The 16166-nt window shown below is 72.4% G+C and carries 15 protein-coding genes and 1 pseudogene; 8 read left to right on the forward strand and 8 right to left on the reverse strand.

Going from position 1 to position 16166, the window contains the following annotated elements; all coding sequences use genetic code 11:
• Positions 1-144 precede the first annotated feature (144 nt).
• Both xylB and yicI read left to right on the forward strand, forming a co-directional pair.
• Positions 145-1605 (forward strand): xylulokinase, encoded by a 1461-nt coding sequence (gene xylB, locus ACFVDP_RS09085; protein ID WP_383485653.1) that lies wholly within the window; start codon positions 145-147, stop codon positions 1603-1605.
• A 118-nt stretch (positions 1606-1723) separates the two neighbouring features.
• Complete coding sequence (gene yicI, locus ACFVDP_RS09090) at positions 1724-3964, forward strand: alpha-xylosidase (RefSeq protein ID WP_383486059.1); 2241 nt, start codon at positions 1724-1726, stop codon at positions 3962-3964.
• Between the two features lie 82 nt (positions 3965-4046).
• On the opposite strand, the gene ACFVDP_RS09095 is transcribed toward yicI, so the two are convergent.
• Entirely contained in the window at positions 4047-4580 is a 534-nt protein-coding gene (locus ACFVDP_RS09095) for a MarR family winged helix-turn-helix transcriptional regulator (RefSeq protein ID WP_383485656.1), read from the reverse strand.
• 31 nt (positions 4581-4611) lie between these two features.
• On the opposite strand from ACFVDP_RS09095, the pseudogene ACFVDP_RS09100 reads away from it, so the two are divergent.
• Positions 4612-5379: pseudogene (locus tag ACFVDP_RS09100) on the forward strand (EamA family transporter); the annotation flags it as partial.
• 219 nt (positions 5380-5598) lie between these two features.
• Here ACFVDP_RS09100 and aac(6') read toward each other — a convergent pair.
• Entirely contained in the window at positions 5599-6072 is a 474-nt protein-coding gene (gene aac(6') / locus ACFVDP_RS09105; RefSeq protein ID WP_383485659.1) for an aminoglycoside 6'-N-acetyltransferase, read from the reverse strand.
• 187 nt (positions 6073-6259) lie between these two features.
• On the opposite strand from aac(6'), the gene ACFVDP_RS09110 reads away from it, so the two are divergent.
• Together ACFVDP_RS09110 and ACFVDP_RS09115 are read left to right on the forward strand one after the other, a co-directional pair.
• Complete coding sequence (locus ACFVDP_RS09110) at positions 6260-7045, forward strand: SAM-dependent methyltransferase (protein ID WP_383485662.1); 786 nt, start codon at positions 6260-6262, stop codon at positions 7043-7045.
• Positions 7046-7149: 104 nt separating this feature from the next.
• Positions 7150-7626 (forward strand): nucleoside deaminase, encoded by a 477-nt coding sequence (locus tag ACFVDP_RS09115; RefSeq protein WP_383485665.1) that lies wholly within the window; start codon positions 7150-7152, stop codon positions 7624-7626.
• 13 nt (positions 7627-7639) lie between these two features.
• Here ACFVDP_RS09115 and ACFVDP_RS09120 read toward each other — a convergent pair whose 3' ends face one another.
• From ACFVDP_RS09120 to ACFVDP_RS09130, 3 genes are all read right to left on the reverse strand, one after another.
• Positions 7640-8686, reverse strand: a complete 1047-nt coding sequence (locus ACFVDP_RS09120; protein ID WP_383485668.1) for an enoyl-CoA hydratase/isomerase family protein — start codon at positions 8684-8686, stop codon at positions 7640-7642.
• A gap of 88 nt (positions 8687-8774) precedes the next feature.
• Positions 8775-9350, reverse strand: coding sequence for a TetR/AcrR family transcriptional regulator (locus ACFVDP_RS09125; protein ID WP_383485670.1), 576 nt, complete (start codon positions 9348-9350; stop codon positions 8775-8777).
• A complete protein-coding gene (locus tag ACFVDP_RS09130) occupies positions 9347-10852 on the reverse strand; it encodes an MFS transporter (protein ID WP_383485672.1) in 1506 nt (501 codons plus the stop codon). The genes ACFVDP_RS09125 and ACFVDP_RS09130 overlap by 4 nt, the downstream gene beginning before the upstream one ends.
• A gap of 151 nt (positions 10853-11003) precedes the next feature.
• On the opposite strand from ACFVDP_RS09130, the gene ACFVDP_RS09135 reads away from it, so the two are divergent.
• Together ACFVDP_RS09135 and ACFVDP_RS09140 are read left to right on the forward strand one after the other, a co-directional pair.
• Positions 11004-12962 carry an acyl-CoA dehydrogenase gene (locus tag ACFVDP_RS09135; protein ID WP_383485675.1) on the forward strand — a complete coding sequence of 653 codons (1959 nt, stop codon included), beginning with the start codon at positions 11004-11006 and terminating at the stop codon, positions 12960-12962.
• Positions 12914-13762 (forward strand): hypothetical protein, encoded by an 849-nt coding sequence (locus ACFVDP_RS09140; protein ID WP_383485678.1) that lies wholly within the window; start codon positions 12914-12916, stop codon positions 13760-13762. The genes ACFVDP_RS09135 and ACFVDP_RS09140 overlap by 49 nt, the downstream gene beginning before the upstream one ends.
• A 123-nt stretch (positions 13763-13885) precedes the next feature.
• Here ACFVDP_RS09140 and ACFVDP_RS09145 read toward each other — a convergent pair whose 3' ends face one another.
• The 3 genes from ACFVDP_RS09145 to ACFVDP_RS09155 are packed head-to-tail and all read right to left on the reverse strand — an operon-like array spanning position 13886 to position 15437.
• Positions 13886-14233 carry a hypothetical protein gene (locus tag ACFVDP_RS09145; protein WP_383485681.1) on the reverse strand — a complete coding sequence of 116 codons (348 nt, stop codon included), beginning with the start codon at positions 14231-14233 and terminating at the stop codon, positions 13886-13888.
• Positions 14230-14856, reverse strand: coding sequence for an Asp23/Gls24 family envelope stress response protein (locus tag ACFVDP_RS09150; RefSeq protein WP_383485684.1), 627 nt, complete (start codon positions 14854-14856; stop codon positions 14230-14232). Before ACFVDP_RS09150 ends, ACFVDP_RS09145 begins: the two co-directional genes overlap by 4 nt.
• Entirely contained in the window at positions 14853-15437 is a 585-nt protein-coding gene (locus tag ACFVDP_RS09155) for an RNA polymerase sigma factor (protein ID WP_383485686.1), read from the reverse strand. Before ACFVDP_RS09155 ends, ACFVDP_RS09150 begins: the two co-directional genes overlap by 4 nt.
• 217 nt (positions 15438-15654) lie before the next feature.
• Between ACFVDP_RS09155 and ACFVDP_RS09160 the strand changes: the two genes are divergently transcribed.
• Positions 15655-16164 carry an Asp23/Gls24 family envelope stress response protein gene (locus tag ACFVDP_RS09160; RefSeq protein ID WP_383485689.1) on the forward strand — a complete coding sequence of 170 codons (510 nt, stop codon included), beginning with the start codon at positions 15655-15657 and terminating at the stop codon, positions 16162-16164.
• Positions 16165-16166 lie beyond the last annotated feature (2 nt).

Below are 16166 nucleotides of genomic sequence, written 5' to 3' on the forward strand. Positions count from 1 at the left end.
TGCGCCACGTCACACCCCGCAGCCTCTTGTTCTTTTGTTTTCTGTACGATCAAATGCGTCATACAGGCGCTTTGGCCCGAGCCGGGCTTCAAGGCGCAGGCAAGATCACCAGCACCGGGATCACCAGCACGTTGAGGGGGCTTCATGGCCGTCGTGATCGGCGTGGACAGCTCCACGCAGTCCACCAAGGCAGCCGTCACGGACGCCGCCACCGGCCGGATCCTCGCCGTCGGCCGGGCTCCGCACGTGGTCACCGGCGAGCACGGCGCCCGCGAGACCGAACCGGACGTGTGGTGGTGGGCGCTGCGCGACGCGGTCGCGAACGGGCTCAAGGAGGCGGACATCGCCCCCGAGGCCGTCACGGGCATCGCCGTCGCCGGCCAGCAGCACGGCCTCGTCGTGCTCGACGCGGACGGCCGGCCGCTGCGCCCGGCCGCGCTGTGGAACGACACCCGCTCCGCCCCGCAGGCCGCCGCGCTGACCGAGGCGCTCGGCGGCCCCGACGCCTGGCTCGCACGCACCGGCTCCGTGCCGGTGGCCTCGCTCACCGCCACGAAGTGGAAGTGGCTGCGCGAGCACGAGCCGGCCCGCGCGGTCGCCGCCGTCCGGCTGCCGCACGACTTCCTCACCGAGCGGCTCTGCGGCCAGGCGGTCACCGATCCCGGGGACGCCTCCGGCACCGGCTGGTACTCCACCGCGACCGGTGCCTACGATCCCGAGGTGCTCGACCTCCTCGGCCTGCGGCCCGAACTGCTGCCCGTGGTCGCGGCGACCGGCGGCACCCGCGCGGGCTCGCTGACCGCGCGGGCGGCTCAGGCGCTGGGCCTGCCCGAGGGGATCGCGGTGGCCGCCGGAACCGGCGACAACATGGCGGCCGCGGTCGGCCTGGGCCTCGGCGGCGCCGGGCTCCTGGACCACCCGGTCGTCAGCCTCGGCACCTCCGGCACCGTCTTCACCGCCACCCGCACCCGCCCGGCCTCCCGGGACCTCGCCGGGTTCGCGGCGACCGACGGTACGTATCTGCCGCTGGCCTGCACCCTCAACTGCACGCTCGCCGTCGACAAGGTCGCGGACCTGCTCGGCCTGGACCGCGAGGACGCCGAGCCCGGCGGCGGCGCCGTGCTCCTGCCCTACCTGGACGGCGAACGCACCCCGGACCTGCCGCACGCCACAGGGCTGCTCACCGGCCTGCGGCACGCCACGAGCGGGCGGCAACTGCTCGGCGCCGCCTACGAGGGCGCCGTGTTCACCGTGCTGCGCGCCCTCGACGCCCTGCTCCTCGCCTGCGGCCTCGATCCCGAAGACCCCGAGGTCGCGGGGCGCCCGCTGCGGCTGATCGGCGGCGGCGCCCGCGGCCGCACCTGGGTGGAGACGGTGCGGCGGCTGTCCGGACGGCCCGTGCTGCTGCCCGAGTCCGGCGAACTCGTCGCGCTCGGCGCCGCCGCGCTCGCCCGCGCCGCCGCCACCGGCCTCGACCCGGTCGCCGTCGCCACCGAGTGGGACACCGGACGGGGCAGACAGCTGCCCGCGGTGCCCCGTGACCAGGTGACCTGGAACCGGCTGGCCCACGTGCTGGACGAGGCGTCGCCCGCCCTGCTGACCTGAACCGCCCCGGCGGCCCCGAGGCCGGGCGACGCCTCCACCGCCGCGCCTGTCTCGGCTCTCCCGACCGCGCACCATCCCGCACCACCCCCGCACCACCCCCCGCACCCCAAGGAAGATGATGAAGTTCACCGACGGCTTCTGGCTGATGCGCGACGGGGTCCAGGCCTCGTACGCCACCGAGGTACGTGACGTCCGTGCCACCGACGACAGCTTCACCGCGTACGCGGCGGCGAAGCACGTCGAGCGGCGCGGCGACACCCTCAACGCCCCGCTCCTGACCGTCGACTGCTTCTCCCCCGCCGAAGGTGTCATCGGCGTCACCGTCACGCACCTGGCGGGCCGGAAGCGACGTGGCCCCGACTTCGCCCTGCCCGGCGCGGACACCGGCGTCGGCCGGGTGCAGCGCGACGGCGACGTCGTCGAGCTGACCAGCGGCGCGCTCGGGGTCCGCCTGGACACCGGCGCGCCGTGGACCCTGTCGTTCCGCGACCCCGAGGGCCGCGAGGTCGCTTCCGTGGGCCGCAAGGGCACCGCGTTCCTCACCACGGGCGACGGCGCCCACCACATGGCGGGCCAGCTGTCCCTCGGGGTCGGCGAGCAGGTCTACGGCCTCGGCGAGCGCTTCACTCCGTTCGTGAAGAACGGCCAGGTCGTCGACATGTGGCAGGCCGACGGCGGCACCAGCAGCGAACAGGCCTACAAGAACATCCCGTTCAGCCTGCACGTCTCCCCCACCGGCGCGTACGGCGTCTTCGTCGACCACCCGGGCCGGGTGAGCTACGAGATCGCCTCGGAGTCCGTCGGGCAGATGCAGTTCAGCGTCGAGGACCAGTCGCTGACCTACTACATCGTCGCGGGCCCCGAGCCCAAGGACGTGCTGCGCCGCTACACCGCGCTCACCGGCCGCCCGGCGCTCCCGCCGGCCTGGTCGTTCGGCCTGTGGCTGACCACGTCGTTCACCACGCAGTACGACGAGGCGACGGTGACGAAGTTCGTCGACGGCATGGCCGAGCGCGACATCCCGCTGTCCGTCTTCCACTTCGACTGCTTCTGGATGCGCGAGTACCAGTGGTCGGACTTCGCCTGGGACCCGGACGTCTTCCCGGACCCGGTCGGCATGCTGGCCCGGCTCAAGGAGCGGGGCCTGCGGATCTCCGTGTGGATCAACCCGTACATCGCCCAGAAGTCCGCCCTGTTCGACGAGGCCGCGGAGCTGGGATACCTGGTGCGGCACGCGAACGGCGACATCTGGCAGTGGGACCTGTGGCAGGCGGGCATGGGCCTCGTGGACTTCACGAACCCCGACGCGTGCGCCTGGTTCCAGGCGAAGCTGAAGGTGCTCCTGGACCAGGGCGTCGACTGCTTCAAGACGGACTTCGGCGAGCGCATCCCCACGGACGTGGTCTGGCACGACGGCTCCGACCCGGAGCGGATGCACAACTACTACACGCACCTGTACAACAAGGTCGTCTTCGACCTTCTGGAGAAGGAGCGCGGCAGCGGCGAGGCCGTGCTGTTCGCGCGGTCGGCGGCGGCGGGCGGGCAGCAGTTCCCGGTGCACTGGGGCGGTGACTGCTGGTCGTCGTTCGGCGCCATGGCCGAGTCGCTGCGCGGCGGGCTTTCGCTGTCGCTGTCCGGCTTCGGGTTCTGGTCGCACGACATCGGCGGCTTCGAGGGACTGCCGGACCCGGCGGTCTTCAAGCGCTGGCTCCAGTTCGGCCTGCTCTCCTCGCACAGCCGGCTGCACGGCTCGTCCTCGTACCGCGTGCCGTGGGAGTTCGGCGACGAGGCGGTCGACGTCGCCCGGCGGTTCACCAAGCTCAAGCACCGCCTGATGCCGTACCTGTACGGAGCGGCCGTAGAGGCCCACCGCACGGGCGTCCCGCTGATGCGCCCGATGCTGCTCGACTTCCCCGGCGACCCGACCGCCCGGGGCCTCGACCGGCAGTACATGCTCGGCCCGGACCTGCTGGTCGCGCCGGTCTTCTCGGCCGGCGGCGACGTCGAGTACTACCTCCCCGAGGGCACCTGGACACACCTGCTGACCGGTGAGCAGGTGCAGGGTCCGGTCTGGCGCAGCGAGACGTACGGCTTCGACAGCCTGCCGGTGTTCGTGCGGCCCGGCGCGGTGCTGCCGCTCGGCGCGGACGACCAGCGGCCCGACGGCGACTGGCTGAAGGACCTGTCCCTGGTCGTCGCCCCGGGCGGCGGGGAGAACACCACGGTGACCGTGTCGGTCCCCGATCACCAGGGCCGGGACGCGGCGGCGTACCAGGTCGTGCGGGACGCGGCGGGCGCGGTGAGCGTGACCGCGCCGCAGGGCCGGGACGTGCCGGTCGTGGTGCGCTCCGTGCAGTAGTCGTCGCGGTTCGTCCGAGCGCCGCCCTGAGCACATGTGTGCTGAGGGCGGCGCTCGTGTTTGCGTTGCGCGGCCGGTCCGGTCAGGCGCCGTCGGCGGGGCGCGGGGGCTCCAGGCGCGAGAGCCAGGACGTCAGCAGGGTTTCGAGAGCGGCCGTCTCGGTGGCGGACATCAGGTCCACCAGCCGCCGTTCGTTGTGCATGTGCTCGGCGAAGGCCCGGTCGATGAGCTCGCGTCCCGGCCCGGTGAGGGCGACGATGCGGCCCCGCTGGTCGTCGTCGGAACGCCGCCGGGTGACGAGTCCGGCCTTCTCCAGCCGGTCGATCCTCTTCGTCATCGCACCGGTGGTGACCATGGTGTGGGCGGCCAGCTCGCCGGGTGCCCGCTCGTAGGGCTCGCCCGCGCGCCGCAGCGCGCACAGGACGTCGAACTCCCCCTCGCTCAGCCCGTACCGGCCGTACACGAGGCGCAGTTCCTCGCCGAGACGGTCCGCGAGCCGGTGCAGTCGGCCGATCACTCCTTGCGGCGTGACGTCGAGCTCGGGACGCTCGCGCCGCCACTCGTCCTGGATCCGTGCCACGCGGTCTTTCGCCTGCTGGTCGTCCATGCCTCCCATATTAGCTTCCCTGGAAGCTATATTGTCTTCCATGGAAGCCAATGCACGCTGGGTGGCCCTCACCGCCGTCGCTCCGGTGGCCTGGGGAGCCAACTACTACGTGACCCGCGAGTACCTCCCGGCGGACAGCCCGCTGTACGGCGCCGCCCTGCGCGCGCTGCCCGCGGGTCTCGCCCTGCTCGTCCTGCGCAGGCGACGGCCCCGTGGCGTGTGGTGGTGGCGCTCCGCGGTCCTGGGTCTGGTCAACGTGAGCGTGTTCTTCGCCCTCGTCTACGCCGCTTCCCAACTGCTGCCGACGAGCGTCGCCTCGACCGTGATGGCGGCCTCTCCCCTGACGATGCTGTTCCTCGCCTGGCCCCTGGTGGCCGAGCGGCCCCGGACCGCGCATCTGGCCGGTGCCGTGATCGGGCTCGGCGGGGTGTGCCTGATGCTGCTCACCGGGACGGTGGCCGCGAGCGTGCCGGGCATGCTCGCCTCTGCGGCGGCCGTGCTCGTGTCGTCCTTCGGGCATCTGCTGACGAAGCGCTGGAGCGGCGGCACCGACATGATCGCCACGACCGCCTGGCAGCTCGTCGCAGGCGGCCTGTTCCTGCTGCCGTTCGCCGCCGTCGCGGAGGGCGCGCCGCCGCCGCTCCCGCCCGCCACGCTCCTCGCCTTCGCCTACGTATCCCTGGTGGCCACCGCGCTGGCCTTCACCGCGTGGTTCACGGGTCTGCGCCATCTGCCCGCGGGCACCGTGGGACTGATCGGGCTGCTCAACCCCATCACGGGTGTGCTCTGCGGCATCCTGATCGCCGGGGAGGAGCTGACGGCACAACAACTGTGCGGGCTCGCCCTGGTTCTGACGGGCGTGATCCTCGGCCGCCCCGCGCGCGGCCTCCCGGTCCGGCGCGGCGGCATCACGCGTGCCGGTGCAGGGCGCCTCGCCCGACAGGCCCTCCGCACAGGAGGCTCCACAGCCCTAGGGCATGTCTCAGGAGGGCCTGTCTCCGGAGGACATGCCTTAGGAGGGCATGTCTCAGATCAGCTCGTCCGCGAGCAGGTCCATCAGGAGCCCGTCCTCCCAGACGCCCGTCCGATGGTTGCGCCAGTACGCGCGCATGATGCCCACGGGCTTGAACCCGACCTTGCCGTAGCAGCGGATCGCCGCGGCGTTGGCGGCGGCGGGGTCGATGGTCAGCCGGTGATGCCCCCTCTCCCGCACCAGCCACCGGGCCAGCGTGCGCACCGTGTCGGCGCCGAGCCCCTCCCCGTGGTGCTTCGCGGTCAGGAAGATGTCGATGCCCGCCCGGCGGAACTCGGGATCGTCCTCCTCGTCGAACTGGACCATGCCGATGACCTCACCCGCGTACACCACGGCCCACTTGCCCTCGTAGCCGTCCGGAGGCGGCCACCACGCCGCGACCTCCGGTTCCCGTACGACTCTGTCCAGGATCTCCGTGTCGCCGTCGGTCACCGGGCGTAGCACGACCTTGTCCCCATGCAGCTCCATGCGTCCATTCTCCCCGGGCCCGGATCAACCGGCGCCCGCCGCACGGGAGATGAGCCCGGCCACCTGCACCGGTGCCTCTGCGTAACCCTGTGGCCAGTGCCATAATCACAGGGTCCTCAACGGCCTCACCGGGAACGTCACGGTCCCGGTGAACCGGTCCGCGATCCGATCCACGCTGGAGCCAGGCATGACGGCACATTCCTCCCCGAGCCGTATCGACACGAGCAGACCTCACCCGGCGCGCGTCTACGACTGGCTGCTGGGCGGGAAGGACAACTACCCCGTCGATCAGGAAGTGGCACAGAAGCTGCCGCCGCAGGCGCGGGAGAACGCCATGCGGAACCGGGCCTTCATGCACCGTGCCGCCGCCTGGCTGGCAGGGGCCGGCGTCGACCAGTACCTCGACGTCGGCACGGGCATCCCGACCAAGCCCAACCTGCACCAGATCGTGCAGGGCATCGTGCCGTCGGCCCGCGTGGCCTACGTCGACAACGACCCGATCGTGCTGCGGCACGCCGAGGCACTGCTGGTCAGCAGCCCCGAGGGGGCGACCGACTACATCGAGGCGGACGTCCGCCGGCCCGAGGCGATCCTCGACCACGCGCGGACGTTCCTGGACTTCAGCCGCCCCATCGCGCTGTCGATGATCGCGCTGATGCACTTCATCACCGACGAGGAGGACCCTTACAGCCTCGCGCGGACCCTCGTCGACGCGCTGCCGTCGGGCAGTTATCTCGTGCTCTCCCACGGGACGACCGATGAGCACCCGCACCTCGTCAAGTCGGTGCAGTCCACGTACAAGAAGGGCGAGATCCCGCTGCGGATGCGGACGAAGGCCGAGGTGGAGCCGTTCTTCGAGGGGCTCGACCTGGTGGATCCCGGTCTGGTCACGGCCACCTACTGGTACAAGGACACGCCCGCGCCCACCCCGGAGCTGAGCGGCTTCTACGTCGGCGTGGCCCGCGTCTCCTGACGATCCGCGCGGCGCCCCGGTCGCGGGGCGCCGTGTCCGCGGTCGCGGCCGTGCCAGCATGGGCGGTTCCCCCGCCTCCCGACACCGGCAAGAAAGAGGCTGCGATGCACGAGCGTGAACTGACCCACCTGCGCCGCTGCGTGGAGCTGGCCACCGAGGCCCTGGAGGCGGGTGACGAGCCCTTCGGATCGGTCCTGGTGGACGGCGCCGGTACGGTCCGCGCGCAGGACCGCAACCGAATCGCCGACGGCGACTCCACCCGGCATCCGGAGTTCGAGCTGGCCCGCTGGGCGGCCACGAACCTGACCCCGCGGGAGCGGCAGGACGCCACCGTGTACACCTCGGGCGAGCACTGCCCCATGTGTTCGGCCGCGCACGCCTGGGTCGGTCTCGGCCGGATCGTGTACGTCGCCTCCTCGGCCCAACTGACCGAGTGGCTGTCCGAGTGGGGGCGCCCCCTGCCGCCGGTCCGCGCGCTCTCCGTGCAGGAGATCGCCCCGTCGGTGCAGGTCGAGGGGCCCGTCGACGCCCTGGTGCCCGCGGTGAAGGCCCTGCACCGGCGGCTCGCCGACCGGGCCTGAGTCCCGGCGCCGCTCAGGCGAGACCGAGTTCCCGCTCGCCCCGGGGCGCGAAGTAGCGTTCCACCCGGGCGGCGTCGACCTCGGCGAGGGTCGCCGGGTCCCAGTGCGGATCGCGGTCCTTGTCGATGATCTGGGCCCGGATGCCCTCGGGCAGGTCGTGCGTGTCGAGTGCCGCGCACGTCACCCGGAACTCCTGGTCGAGGGCCGCTTCCAGGGAGTCGAGGCGGGCGGCCCGGCGCAGGGACTCCAGCGTCGCCTTGACGGCCGAGGGGGACTTGGCCAGCAGCGTCTCCGCGGCATCCTTGGCCGCGGGTTCCCCGCAGGAGAAGAGCCGGTCGACGATCTCCTCGACCGTGTCGGCGTCGTAGCAGGCGTCGATCCATGCCCGCTCCCCCGCGAGCACGCCCTCGGGGACCGGGCGGGCGTGGCGCGCGACCGCGTCGTGCGCGGGTTCACGGGCCAGATCGGCCACGAGGTCCGGCAGCGCGGCCGCCGGGACGAAGTGGTCGGCCAGGCCGCACAGCACCGCGTCGGCGGGCCCGGCCGACAGGCCCGTCAGAGCGAGGTGGGTGCCCAGGTGGCCCGGCGCGCGGGACAGCAGGAACGTGCCGCCGACATCGGGGACCAGGCCGATGGAGACCTCGGGCATCGCGACCCTCGACCGTTCGGTGACCACGCGGACGGAGCCGTGCGCGGACAGGCCGACGCCGCCGCCCATGACGATGCCGTCCATGAGCGCGACGTACGGCTTCGGGTAGTGCGCGATACGGGAGTCGAGGCGGTACTCGGCGCGCAGGAACGCCTCGGCGGCGGTGTGGTCGCCGCTGCGCGCGGCGTCGTGGAAGAGACGGATGTCGGCGCCCGCGCACAGGCCGCGCTCTCCCGCTCCGTCGAGCACGACGGTCCGGACGGCGGGGTCGTGCTCCCAGGCGTCGAGCGCGTCGGCCACGCCGTCGAGCATGGGGCGCGTCAGCGAGTTCAGCGCCCTCGGCCGGTTGAGGGTGATGCGGGCGGCGTGCCCGTCGACAGCGGTGAGCACGGGGGCGGCGTCGGGGGTCAACACAGGTCCTTCCGGTGAAGATCACGGCTGGCCCATCTCTATCACCCGCGCCGTGCGGCCGGACGCCCCTCCCCCCGGCCGCGCGGAGTCACCGCGTGCCGGACGGTCCGCCCGCGTCGAGGGTCTCCAGCAGGATGTCCACCACGTCGTCCACCTCGGCCTCGGCCAGATCGTCGAAGGCTCCGGAGTGCCGGGCGAGCAGCACCCCGGCGACCGCCGCCACCAGTACGTCGGCGCGCAGTCCCGGCCGGTCGATGCCCTCCCGGGCGAAACGGGCCCGCAGCGGCTCCACCAGACGGTCCTGCAAGGCCGCCCTGGTGGCGTCCTGCGCGGCCCTGTCGCTCAACGGCTCGACGGCGACCCGCAGCAGCGGCACCGGCCCACGTCGCTGCGCGCGCCGGGCCACCTCGCGCAGGCGGGGTTCGGTGAGCAGGTCGTCCGGGCGGTCGTCGCCGTGCTCGGCCCGCAGCACCTCGACGTACAGCAGCGGTTTGCTGCCGAAGTAGCGGGCGATCAGCGACGGGTCGACGCCGGCCCGCTCGCCGATCTCGCGGATGGTCGTCCGGTCGTAGCCCCGCTCGGAGAACAGGGTGGTGGCCGCCGCCAGAAGGGCTTCGCGGCTGCGGGCCGAGTTGCGGCGCAGTCCCGTCTCCGGCGTGCTCACGAGCGGCTCGGTGCGGCCGGCGCCGGATCGGCCGCCACGGCGGGGGCCGGCTGGACCGCCGCGACGACGGACGGGCGCGGGCGGGCGCCGCCCCTGGTGAGCGCCACGGCGATGATCCCGGTGATCGCGAAGGCGGCGCAGCCGACGAGGCCCGCGGTGCGGTAGCCGTCGTTGCCCGGCAGGCTCGCGCCCGGGGCGGTGGCGGACTGCAGGATGACGGCGCTGAGCGCGCTGCCCGTCGAGTATCCGATGTACTTCACGACCTGATTGAAACTCATCGCGCTGCCCGTTTCCCGCGCGGGTACTCCGGCGACGATCAGGCCGGGGGTGACCGCGAAGGTGACGCCGACGCCGAGTCCGGCGAGCGCCATCATCGTGCCGATGCCCCACAGGCTGGAGCGGGCGAGCAGGAAGCAGACCAGGGAGCCCAGCGAGAGCAGGCAGCCCAGCGGGAGCATGCGGCCGGGGGTGGCGGCGCTGCCCAGCATGCGTACGAGCCGTCCGGTCAGGAGGCTCGCGGCGGAGAACGGCACGAGGAGCAGCCCGGTGACGACGATGGAGGCGGAGAAGCCGTATCCGGCGGAGGTCGGGGTCTGCACGTAGCGGGTGACCAGGGCGATGAGGAGGTACGTGCCGACGCCGCCGACCATCGTGGTCAGGTTGGCGACGAGGACGCCGCGGTCCTTGACGAGGCGGACCCGCACCAGGGGGTGGGTGCTGCGCAGCGAGTGGGCGACCCAGCCGGCCAGCAGGACGACGGCCGCGGCGGCCATCGCCAGCAGCCGCGCCGAGGTCCAGCCCCAGTGCTCCCCTTCGGCGAGCGTCAGCAGCAGGGCCGCCATGCCGCCGGTGAGGAGCAGCGCGCCGGGGTAGTCCATCGGAACGCTGGGACGGTGCGGGGCGCGGGGTACGACGATCAGGGCGGCGGTCAGGGCCGCGGCGGCGGTGCCGGCCGCGAACCAGAATCCCGCGTACATGCCGAGGTACTCGGCGAACATGCCGGTGATCGGGTAGCCGAGCCCGATGCCCGCGGCGGTGGTCAGGGAGAGTGTCGCCACGGCGGAGCGCGCCCGGGTGTCGGGCAGCGCGTCACGGGCCGTGGCGATGGCGAGCGGGACGAGGCCCATGCCGACGCCCTGGAGGGCCCGGCCCACCAACAGGCAGGCGAACCCGGCGGGGAGGGCGGCGAGGACGCTGCCGACGAGAACGAAGCCGAGCCCTCCGAGGATGACCCGCTTGCGGTGCGGGCCGTCACCGAGGCGTCCCATCACCGGCGTCGCCACGGCGCCGACGAGCATCGTCACCGTGAGCGCCCACTGCGCGGTGGAGACGGAGACGTGGTCCTCTGCCGCGATGGTCGGGATGAGCGGGGCGCCGAGGCTGCTGACGACGGCCACGAGCATGCCGAGCGAGACGAGGACGGGCACCAGGGCCCGCGGGTGGCGGAGCGCGGGCGCCGCGGCGTCGGGGGTGGGGACGGACGCCGGTATGGAGGGCTGCAAGGAGGGCTTCCCATTCTTGTCATCAATCGATGTCATTGCATGATGACATGGCGGCGCCCCCGTGTTTGCCGGGTGCCGCCGTGATACCTGCCTCAGTCCCCGCGCGGACGTCCTTCGCTTGTGTCCCGCCCGTACGGGGTACCAGGGGTCCATGATCACTGACACCTCCACGTCTTCCGGCGGCTATATCCGGCCCGACATCGACGTACGGGCCCTCACCCGGGTGCTCGACGGCGAGTACGCCGAGATCCGCGAGCTGGTCCGGACGAACCTCGTGAAGCACGCGTCCGTTCTCGAAGAGGCGGAGGAATTCGGCATCGACGAGTTCCGCGAGCGGGTGCGCGAGCTCGCCGTCGCGCTGGCGGCGACGGGTCAGACGGGGATGGGCTTCCCGAAGGAGTACGGGGGCGGCGGCGACATCGGCGCGTCGATCGCCGCGTTCGAGACGCTCGCCTTCGGCGATCTGTCGCTGCTGGTGAAGGTGGGTGTGCAGTTCGGTCTGTTCGGGGGCGCGATCCTGCACCTCGGAACCGAGCGCCACCATCGGGCCTACCTGCCGGATCTGATCACCGGCAGGCTGATGGGCTGCTTCGCGATGACCGAGACCGGGCACGGCTCGAACGTCCAGGCGCTCGGCACGGTGGCGACGTACGACGCGGACAGCCAGGAGTTCGTCATCACCACGCAGGGCGAGGCCGCCCGCAAGGACTACATCGGCAACGCCGCCCGGCACGCCGAACTGGCCGTCGTCTTCGCCCAGCTCCAGGTGGGCGACCGTGCCGAGGGCGTGCACGCCTTCGTCGTAACGGTCCGGACCGGCGGCAGGCCCGCGCCGGGCGTCCGGATCGAGGACGACGGCCGCAAGATGGGCCTCAACGGCGTCGACAACGGCCGGATCAGCTTCGACGGTGTGCGGGTGCCGCGGGAGGCGCTGCTCAACCGGTTCGCCGACGTCACGCCCGAGGGCGTCTACGAGAGCCCCATCGAGAACCCCGGCCGCCGCTTCTTCACCATGCTCGGCACGCTGGTCCAGGGCCGGGTCAGTGTCGGCGGCGGCGCCATCAACGCCGCCAAGGTGGCGCTGGCGATCGCCACGAAGTACGCCGTGCGCCGCCGTCAGTTCGACACGGCCCCGGACACCGAGGAGCAACTGCTCCTCGACTACGGGATGCATCAGCGCCGCCTGCTGCCGCTCATCGCCCGCACCTACGCCCTGCACTTCGCCCAGGACGTGGTCCGTACCCAGCTCCACGAGGTCTTCTCGGGACGCACGGACGACGAGCAGGCGCGGCGCGAGCTGGAGTCGCGGGCCGCCGGGACCAAGGCGCTCGGCACCTGGCACGCCACGCGGACGATCCAGGAGTGCCGCGAGGCGTGCGGCGGCGCCGGTTATCTCGCCGTCAACCGGTTCGCCGCGCTCAAGGCCGACAGTGACGTCTTCACCACGTTCGAGGGCGACAACCACGTACTCCTGCAGCTCGTGGCCAAGGGCCTCCTCACCAACTACGCGCACGAGTTCGAGGACATGGACCAGCTGGGCATGGTGCGGTTCGTCACCGGGCAGGCCGTCGAGACGGTCATCGAGAAGACCTCGGTGCACAAGCTCCTGGAGCGGGTCCGCGATCTGCTGCCCGGCGGTGACGCGTGGGATCAGGAGGCCGGTCTGCTCGACTCGGAGTACCAGCTCGCCATGGTCCGCTTCCGTGAGGAGCACATGCTCGCCGGGCTCGCCCGTCGCCTCAAGCGCGGGATGGACCAGAAGCTCGAGGCCGGGGCCGTCTTCTCCCATGTCCAGGACCACGTCATCGCGGTCGCCCGCGCCCACGTCGAGCGACTGGTCCTGGAGGCGTTCGTGGACCGGCTGCGCACGCTGCCCGACGACGACAACAAGGTGGCGCTCGGGCTGCTGTGCGACCTGTTCGCCCTGTCCACGATCGAGGCCGACCGCGCCTGGTTCATGGAGCACGGCCGGCTGACCGTCCAGCGCTCCAAGACGATCAGCCGTGAGATCAACGACCTCTGCCGCAAGGTGCGGCCGCTCGCCGTCGATCTCGTCGACGCGTGGGGCATTCCGCCGGAGATGCTGCGCGCACCCGACCTGGTGGGCTGACCCCGGAGGGCCGCAGCGCTTCGTTCACCGCCCCTCAGGACGGCATCTCCGCCTCCAACCCGGTCGAGGGCGATCCGGGCCTCGTCCGGATCTTCGTCTCCGACGGTGACGTCGACTGGATGATCGAGTTCGCGGGTGCCCAGGGCGAGTTGCTGACGCCCGGGGTGTACCGCGACGCCGAACGCACGGCCTTCCGCACCGGACGCTCGCCGGGTCTCTCGGTCAGCGGTGACGGGCGCGGCTGCAACGAGGTGTACGGCGATTTCACGGTGCACCAGGTCGCCCACGACGCGGACGGCCAGGTGACCCTGCTGGACGCCACCTTCACCCAGCACTGCGAGACCGCGGACGCGCCGGCGCTCAAGGGCCGGGTCAAGTACCGGGCGCAGCCCCTCTCGTACGGGTACACCAGTGATCCCGGTGACTACGTCGGCAACGGCACCACGGGCTCGTACACGGGCGCCACGAGCACGTTCGGTGTGCGCGGGACGGACGAGACGATCGAGTACACCGCCTCCGGGAAGCGGGCCAATTGGTCCGTGCGGCTCGAGCCGCCGGACGGCGAGAAGTTCGTCGTCGGCAAGGTCTACCGGGCCGAACGGTTCAGGGGGCAGGGCGTGGCGGCCCTGGACGTCGACGGCCGGTCGCGCGGGTGCAACACGCTGACCGGGGAGTTCAAGCTGACCCGGCTGGTCACGGACGACGCCACCGGTGAGGTGACGGCGTTCGCGGCGACCTTCGTCCAGCACTGCGAGGGCGCGGAACCGGCGCTGCACGGGACCGTGCACTATTTCGCGTGACACTTCGCCCGAGGTGAGCAGGATCGTGGAGTGAGCGGGTGCGGAGGGACAGGCGCGGATCGCGCGTTCCCTCCGCATCCGCCCCGGCCGTCGCCCGGACCGGGCGACGGCACACCCCCGCAGTCAGACCAGCCCCGTCACCGTCACGGTGACGCGCGCCTTGGCCGTCTGTTCCGGGAGCGCCGCCGCGAGGTGCTCCTCGGCCGCGCGGCGGGCGGCGCGGGCGACATCCACGGTGCGGGCCCGTCCGCGCGCGACGAGCTGGATCTCGACGTGCCAGGACCCGGTGCCGTTGGCGGGCCCGGTCAGCCGTACGCCGGCCGACGAAGCCGCGGCAGCCGGCTCCGCGCGGGACAGCGCCGAACGCAGCCGGCCCGCGAGGTCGGGCTTGAGGAAGGCGACATCGGGCAGTCCCGCGACGGCCCGGGCGATGTCCTCGGAGAGGGTGCCGGGCACGGTGTTCTGGGTCATCGGGTGCCGCCTTCCTGGCTGTCGGTGCGACCGCTGCTGTCGGTGAGGTCGGTGATACGGATGTCCACCGACGCGATCTCCATGCCCAGGTGGCTGTCCGCCGAGTCCCGCACCCGGGTGCGGACCTCCTCGGCGAGGTCCGGCAGGTGGGCGTCGGCCGGTGCGTGGATCTCCAGCCGGACCTCGACACGGTCGGCGCCCGCGCCGTCGGCGGGCCGCAGTCGGCAGGAGCCGGCCTGGACGCCGGACACCGTCTCGGCAGCCGCCCGCAGGGTCCTGGCGGCCACCGCCTCCATGATCCACAGATCTTCGTCCGGCTCGCCGAGCGGCAGCGGACGGCCGGGGCGCAGTTCGAGGCGGACGACGTCCATGACGCGCCGGGTCAGCGTCGACGCGTCGTACCCGGCGTCGTCCACGGACTCCTCGCGCAGGTCCCGTACCGCGCTCTCCAGCCGGTCGAGGTCGCCCGCGGCGTCCCGGCAGTGGGGGCAGGTGCGCAGATGGGGATCGTCGGACTGCTCCTCCCACAACTCCCAGACAAGGGACAGCGGCCTGCCGCAGGCGAGCCGCTCGTCGTCGGCCAGGTCGTCGTGCGGGTTGGGCGGTTCTGTGTGAGCGGTCATCGCCAGGCCCCCAGCGCTTGTGTCAGACAGCGTCGTGCTCGGAAGACGCGGGCGCGGACAGCCTCCTGGCTGATCCCGACCGCGTCCGCGATGAATTCGTAGGACCGGCCGTCCAGTTCGCGCAACACCCAGCAGGCGCGCTGTTCGGCCGACAACTGGTCGAGAGCCCGGCTCAGCTCACGCACCGCGCCGCGCCCCTCGGCGATCCGGGCCGGTGACACCTCGTACTCGGGTGCGGCCACCTCCCCCGCCGACTCCAGGGGCGCGGCGGGCCGACGGCCACGCAGGATGTTCAGGCAGCGATTGGTGACGATGCGGTACGTCCAGGTGCCGAAGGATGCCTGGCCCTGGAATTCGGGCAGCCGCCGCCAGGCGCTGATGAGCGCGTCCTGCACGGCGTCCTCGGCCTCCGTGCGGGTGCCGAGCAGCCGCGTGGCGAGCCGGATCAGCGCCGGGGCATGGCGTTGCACCAGAGCCGCGAAGGCGTCCTCGTCCCCTTCCGCGGCACGGACCACCAACAGGGTGTCGTCTCTCGCGCCCCTGCCGTCCGGCGGTGCGGTTTCGATGCGGGCCCCCGCCACTGGGCGGCTCCTCTCGTGTCGTCCTGAAGGGTTGGACACCCTCGGCGGCGTTTCGTTACGCAGCACTTTCGGGCAGTCCGACGCCGGTCACCGGTTCCACCGGGCCGGGCGGAGAAAGATTCTTCGTTCTGCCGCGTCACAGATGCGTCCGGGGCGGGTCTATCGGAGCAAGCACATCGGAACAGCCAGTGACCCGCTACAGGAAGAAGGCCCCACCATGAGCACGAGCACGCAGACCGCGCCGACCGCCAAGGACGTCCCGGCGGTGCGTACGGGGCAGCCGTCGGTGCGCACGACGGCGGTCTCCGGTGGCGCCACCGGAGCCGACCAGCCCGCCGCGGACCGCGGCAGGACCTCCATCGCGGACGTCGTCGTGGTGAAGGTCGCGGGCATCGCGGCGCGGGAGATCCCCGGTGTGCACGACATGGGCGGTGGCCTGTCGCGCACCATCGGCGCGGTGCGCGACCGGGTGCCGGGCGGCCGTCCGAACGTGGGCCGCGGCGTGAAGGTCGAGGTCGGCGAGCGGCAGACGGCCATCGACCTGGACCTCGTGGTGGAGTACGGCGTTCCGATCACGGACGTGGCGCGCGATGTGCGGGAGAACGTCATCTCCGCGGTGGAGCGCGTCACCGGCCTCGAGGTCGTCGAGGTGAACGTGACGATCAACGACGTACACCTGCCCGAGGACGACTCCGAGGCCCCGGGCGTGGATTCCCGCGTGGAGTGAGC

This window comes from Streptomyces sp. NPDC057694 (assembly GCF_042799415.1).
In the GTDB taxonomy this organism is placed as follows: Bacteria; Actinomycetota; Actinomycetes; order Streptomycetales; family Streptomycetaceae; genus Streptomyces.

What these genes read in the sequence shown, in the direction of transcription:
- ACFVDP_RS09135 (WP_383485675.1), top strand. Translation starts at nt 11,004, where the DNA reads ATGATCACTGACACCTCCACGTCTTCCGGCGGCTATATCCGGCCCGAC.
- ACFVDP_RS09160 (WP_383485689.1), top strand. Translation starts at nt 15,655, where the DNA reads ATGAGCACGAGCACGCAGACCGCGCCGACCGCCAAGGACGTCCCGGCG.
- ACFVDP_RS09145 (WP_383485681.1), bottom strand. Translation starts at nt 14,233, where the DNA reads ATGACCCAGAACACCGTGCCCGGCACCCTCTCCGAGGACATCGCCCGG.
- ACFVDP_RS09150 (WP_383485684.1), bottom strand. Translation starts at nt 14,856, where the DNA reads ATGACCGCTCACACAGAACCGCCCAACCCGCACGACGACCTGGCCGAC.
- ACFVDP_RS09095 (WP_383485656.1), bottom strand. Translation starts at nt 4,580, where the DNA reads ATGGGAGGCATGGACGACCAGCAGGCGAAAGACCGCGTGGCACGGATC.
- ACFVDP_RS09115 (WP_383485665.1), top strand. Translation starts at nt 7,150, where the DNA reads ATGCACGAGCGTGAACTGACCCACCTGCGCCGCTGCGTGGAGCTGGCC.
- xylB (WP_383485653.1), top strand. Translation starts at nt 145, where the DNA reads ATGGCCGTCGTGATCGGCGTGGACAGCTCCACGCAGTCCACCAAGGCA.
- ACFVDP_RS09110 (WP_383485662.1), top strand. Translation starts at nt 6,260, where the DNA reads ATGACGGCACATTCCTCCCCGAGCCGTATCGACACGAGCAGACCTCAC.
- yicI (WP_383486059.1), top strand. Translation starts at nt 1,724, where the DNA reads ATGAAGTTCACCGACGGCTTCTGGCTGATGCGCGACGGGGTCCAGGCC.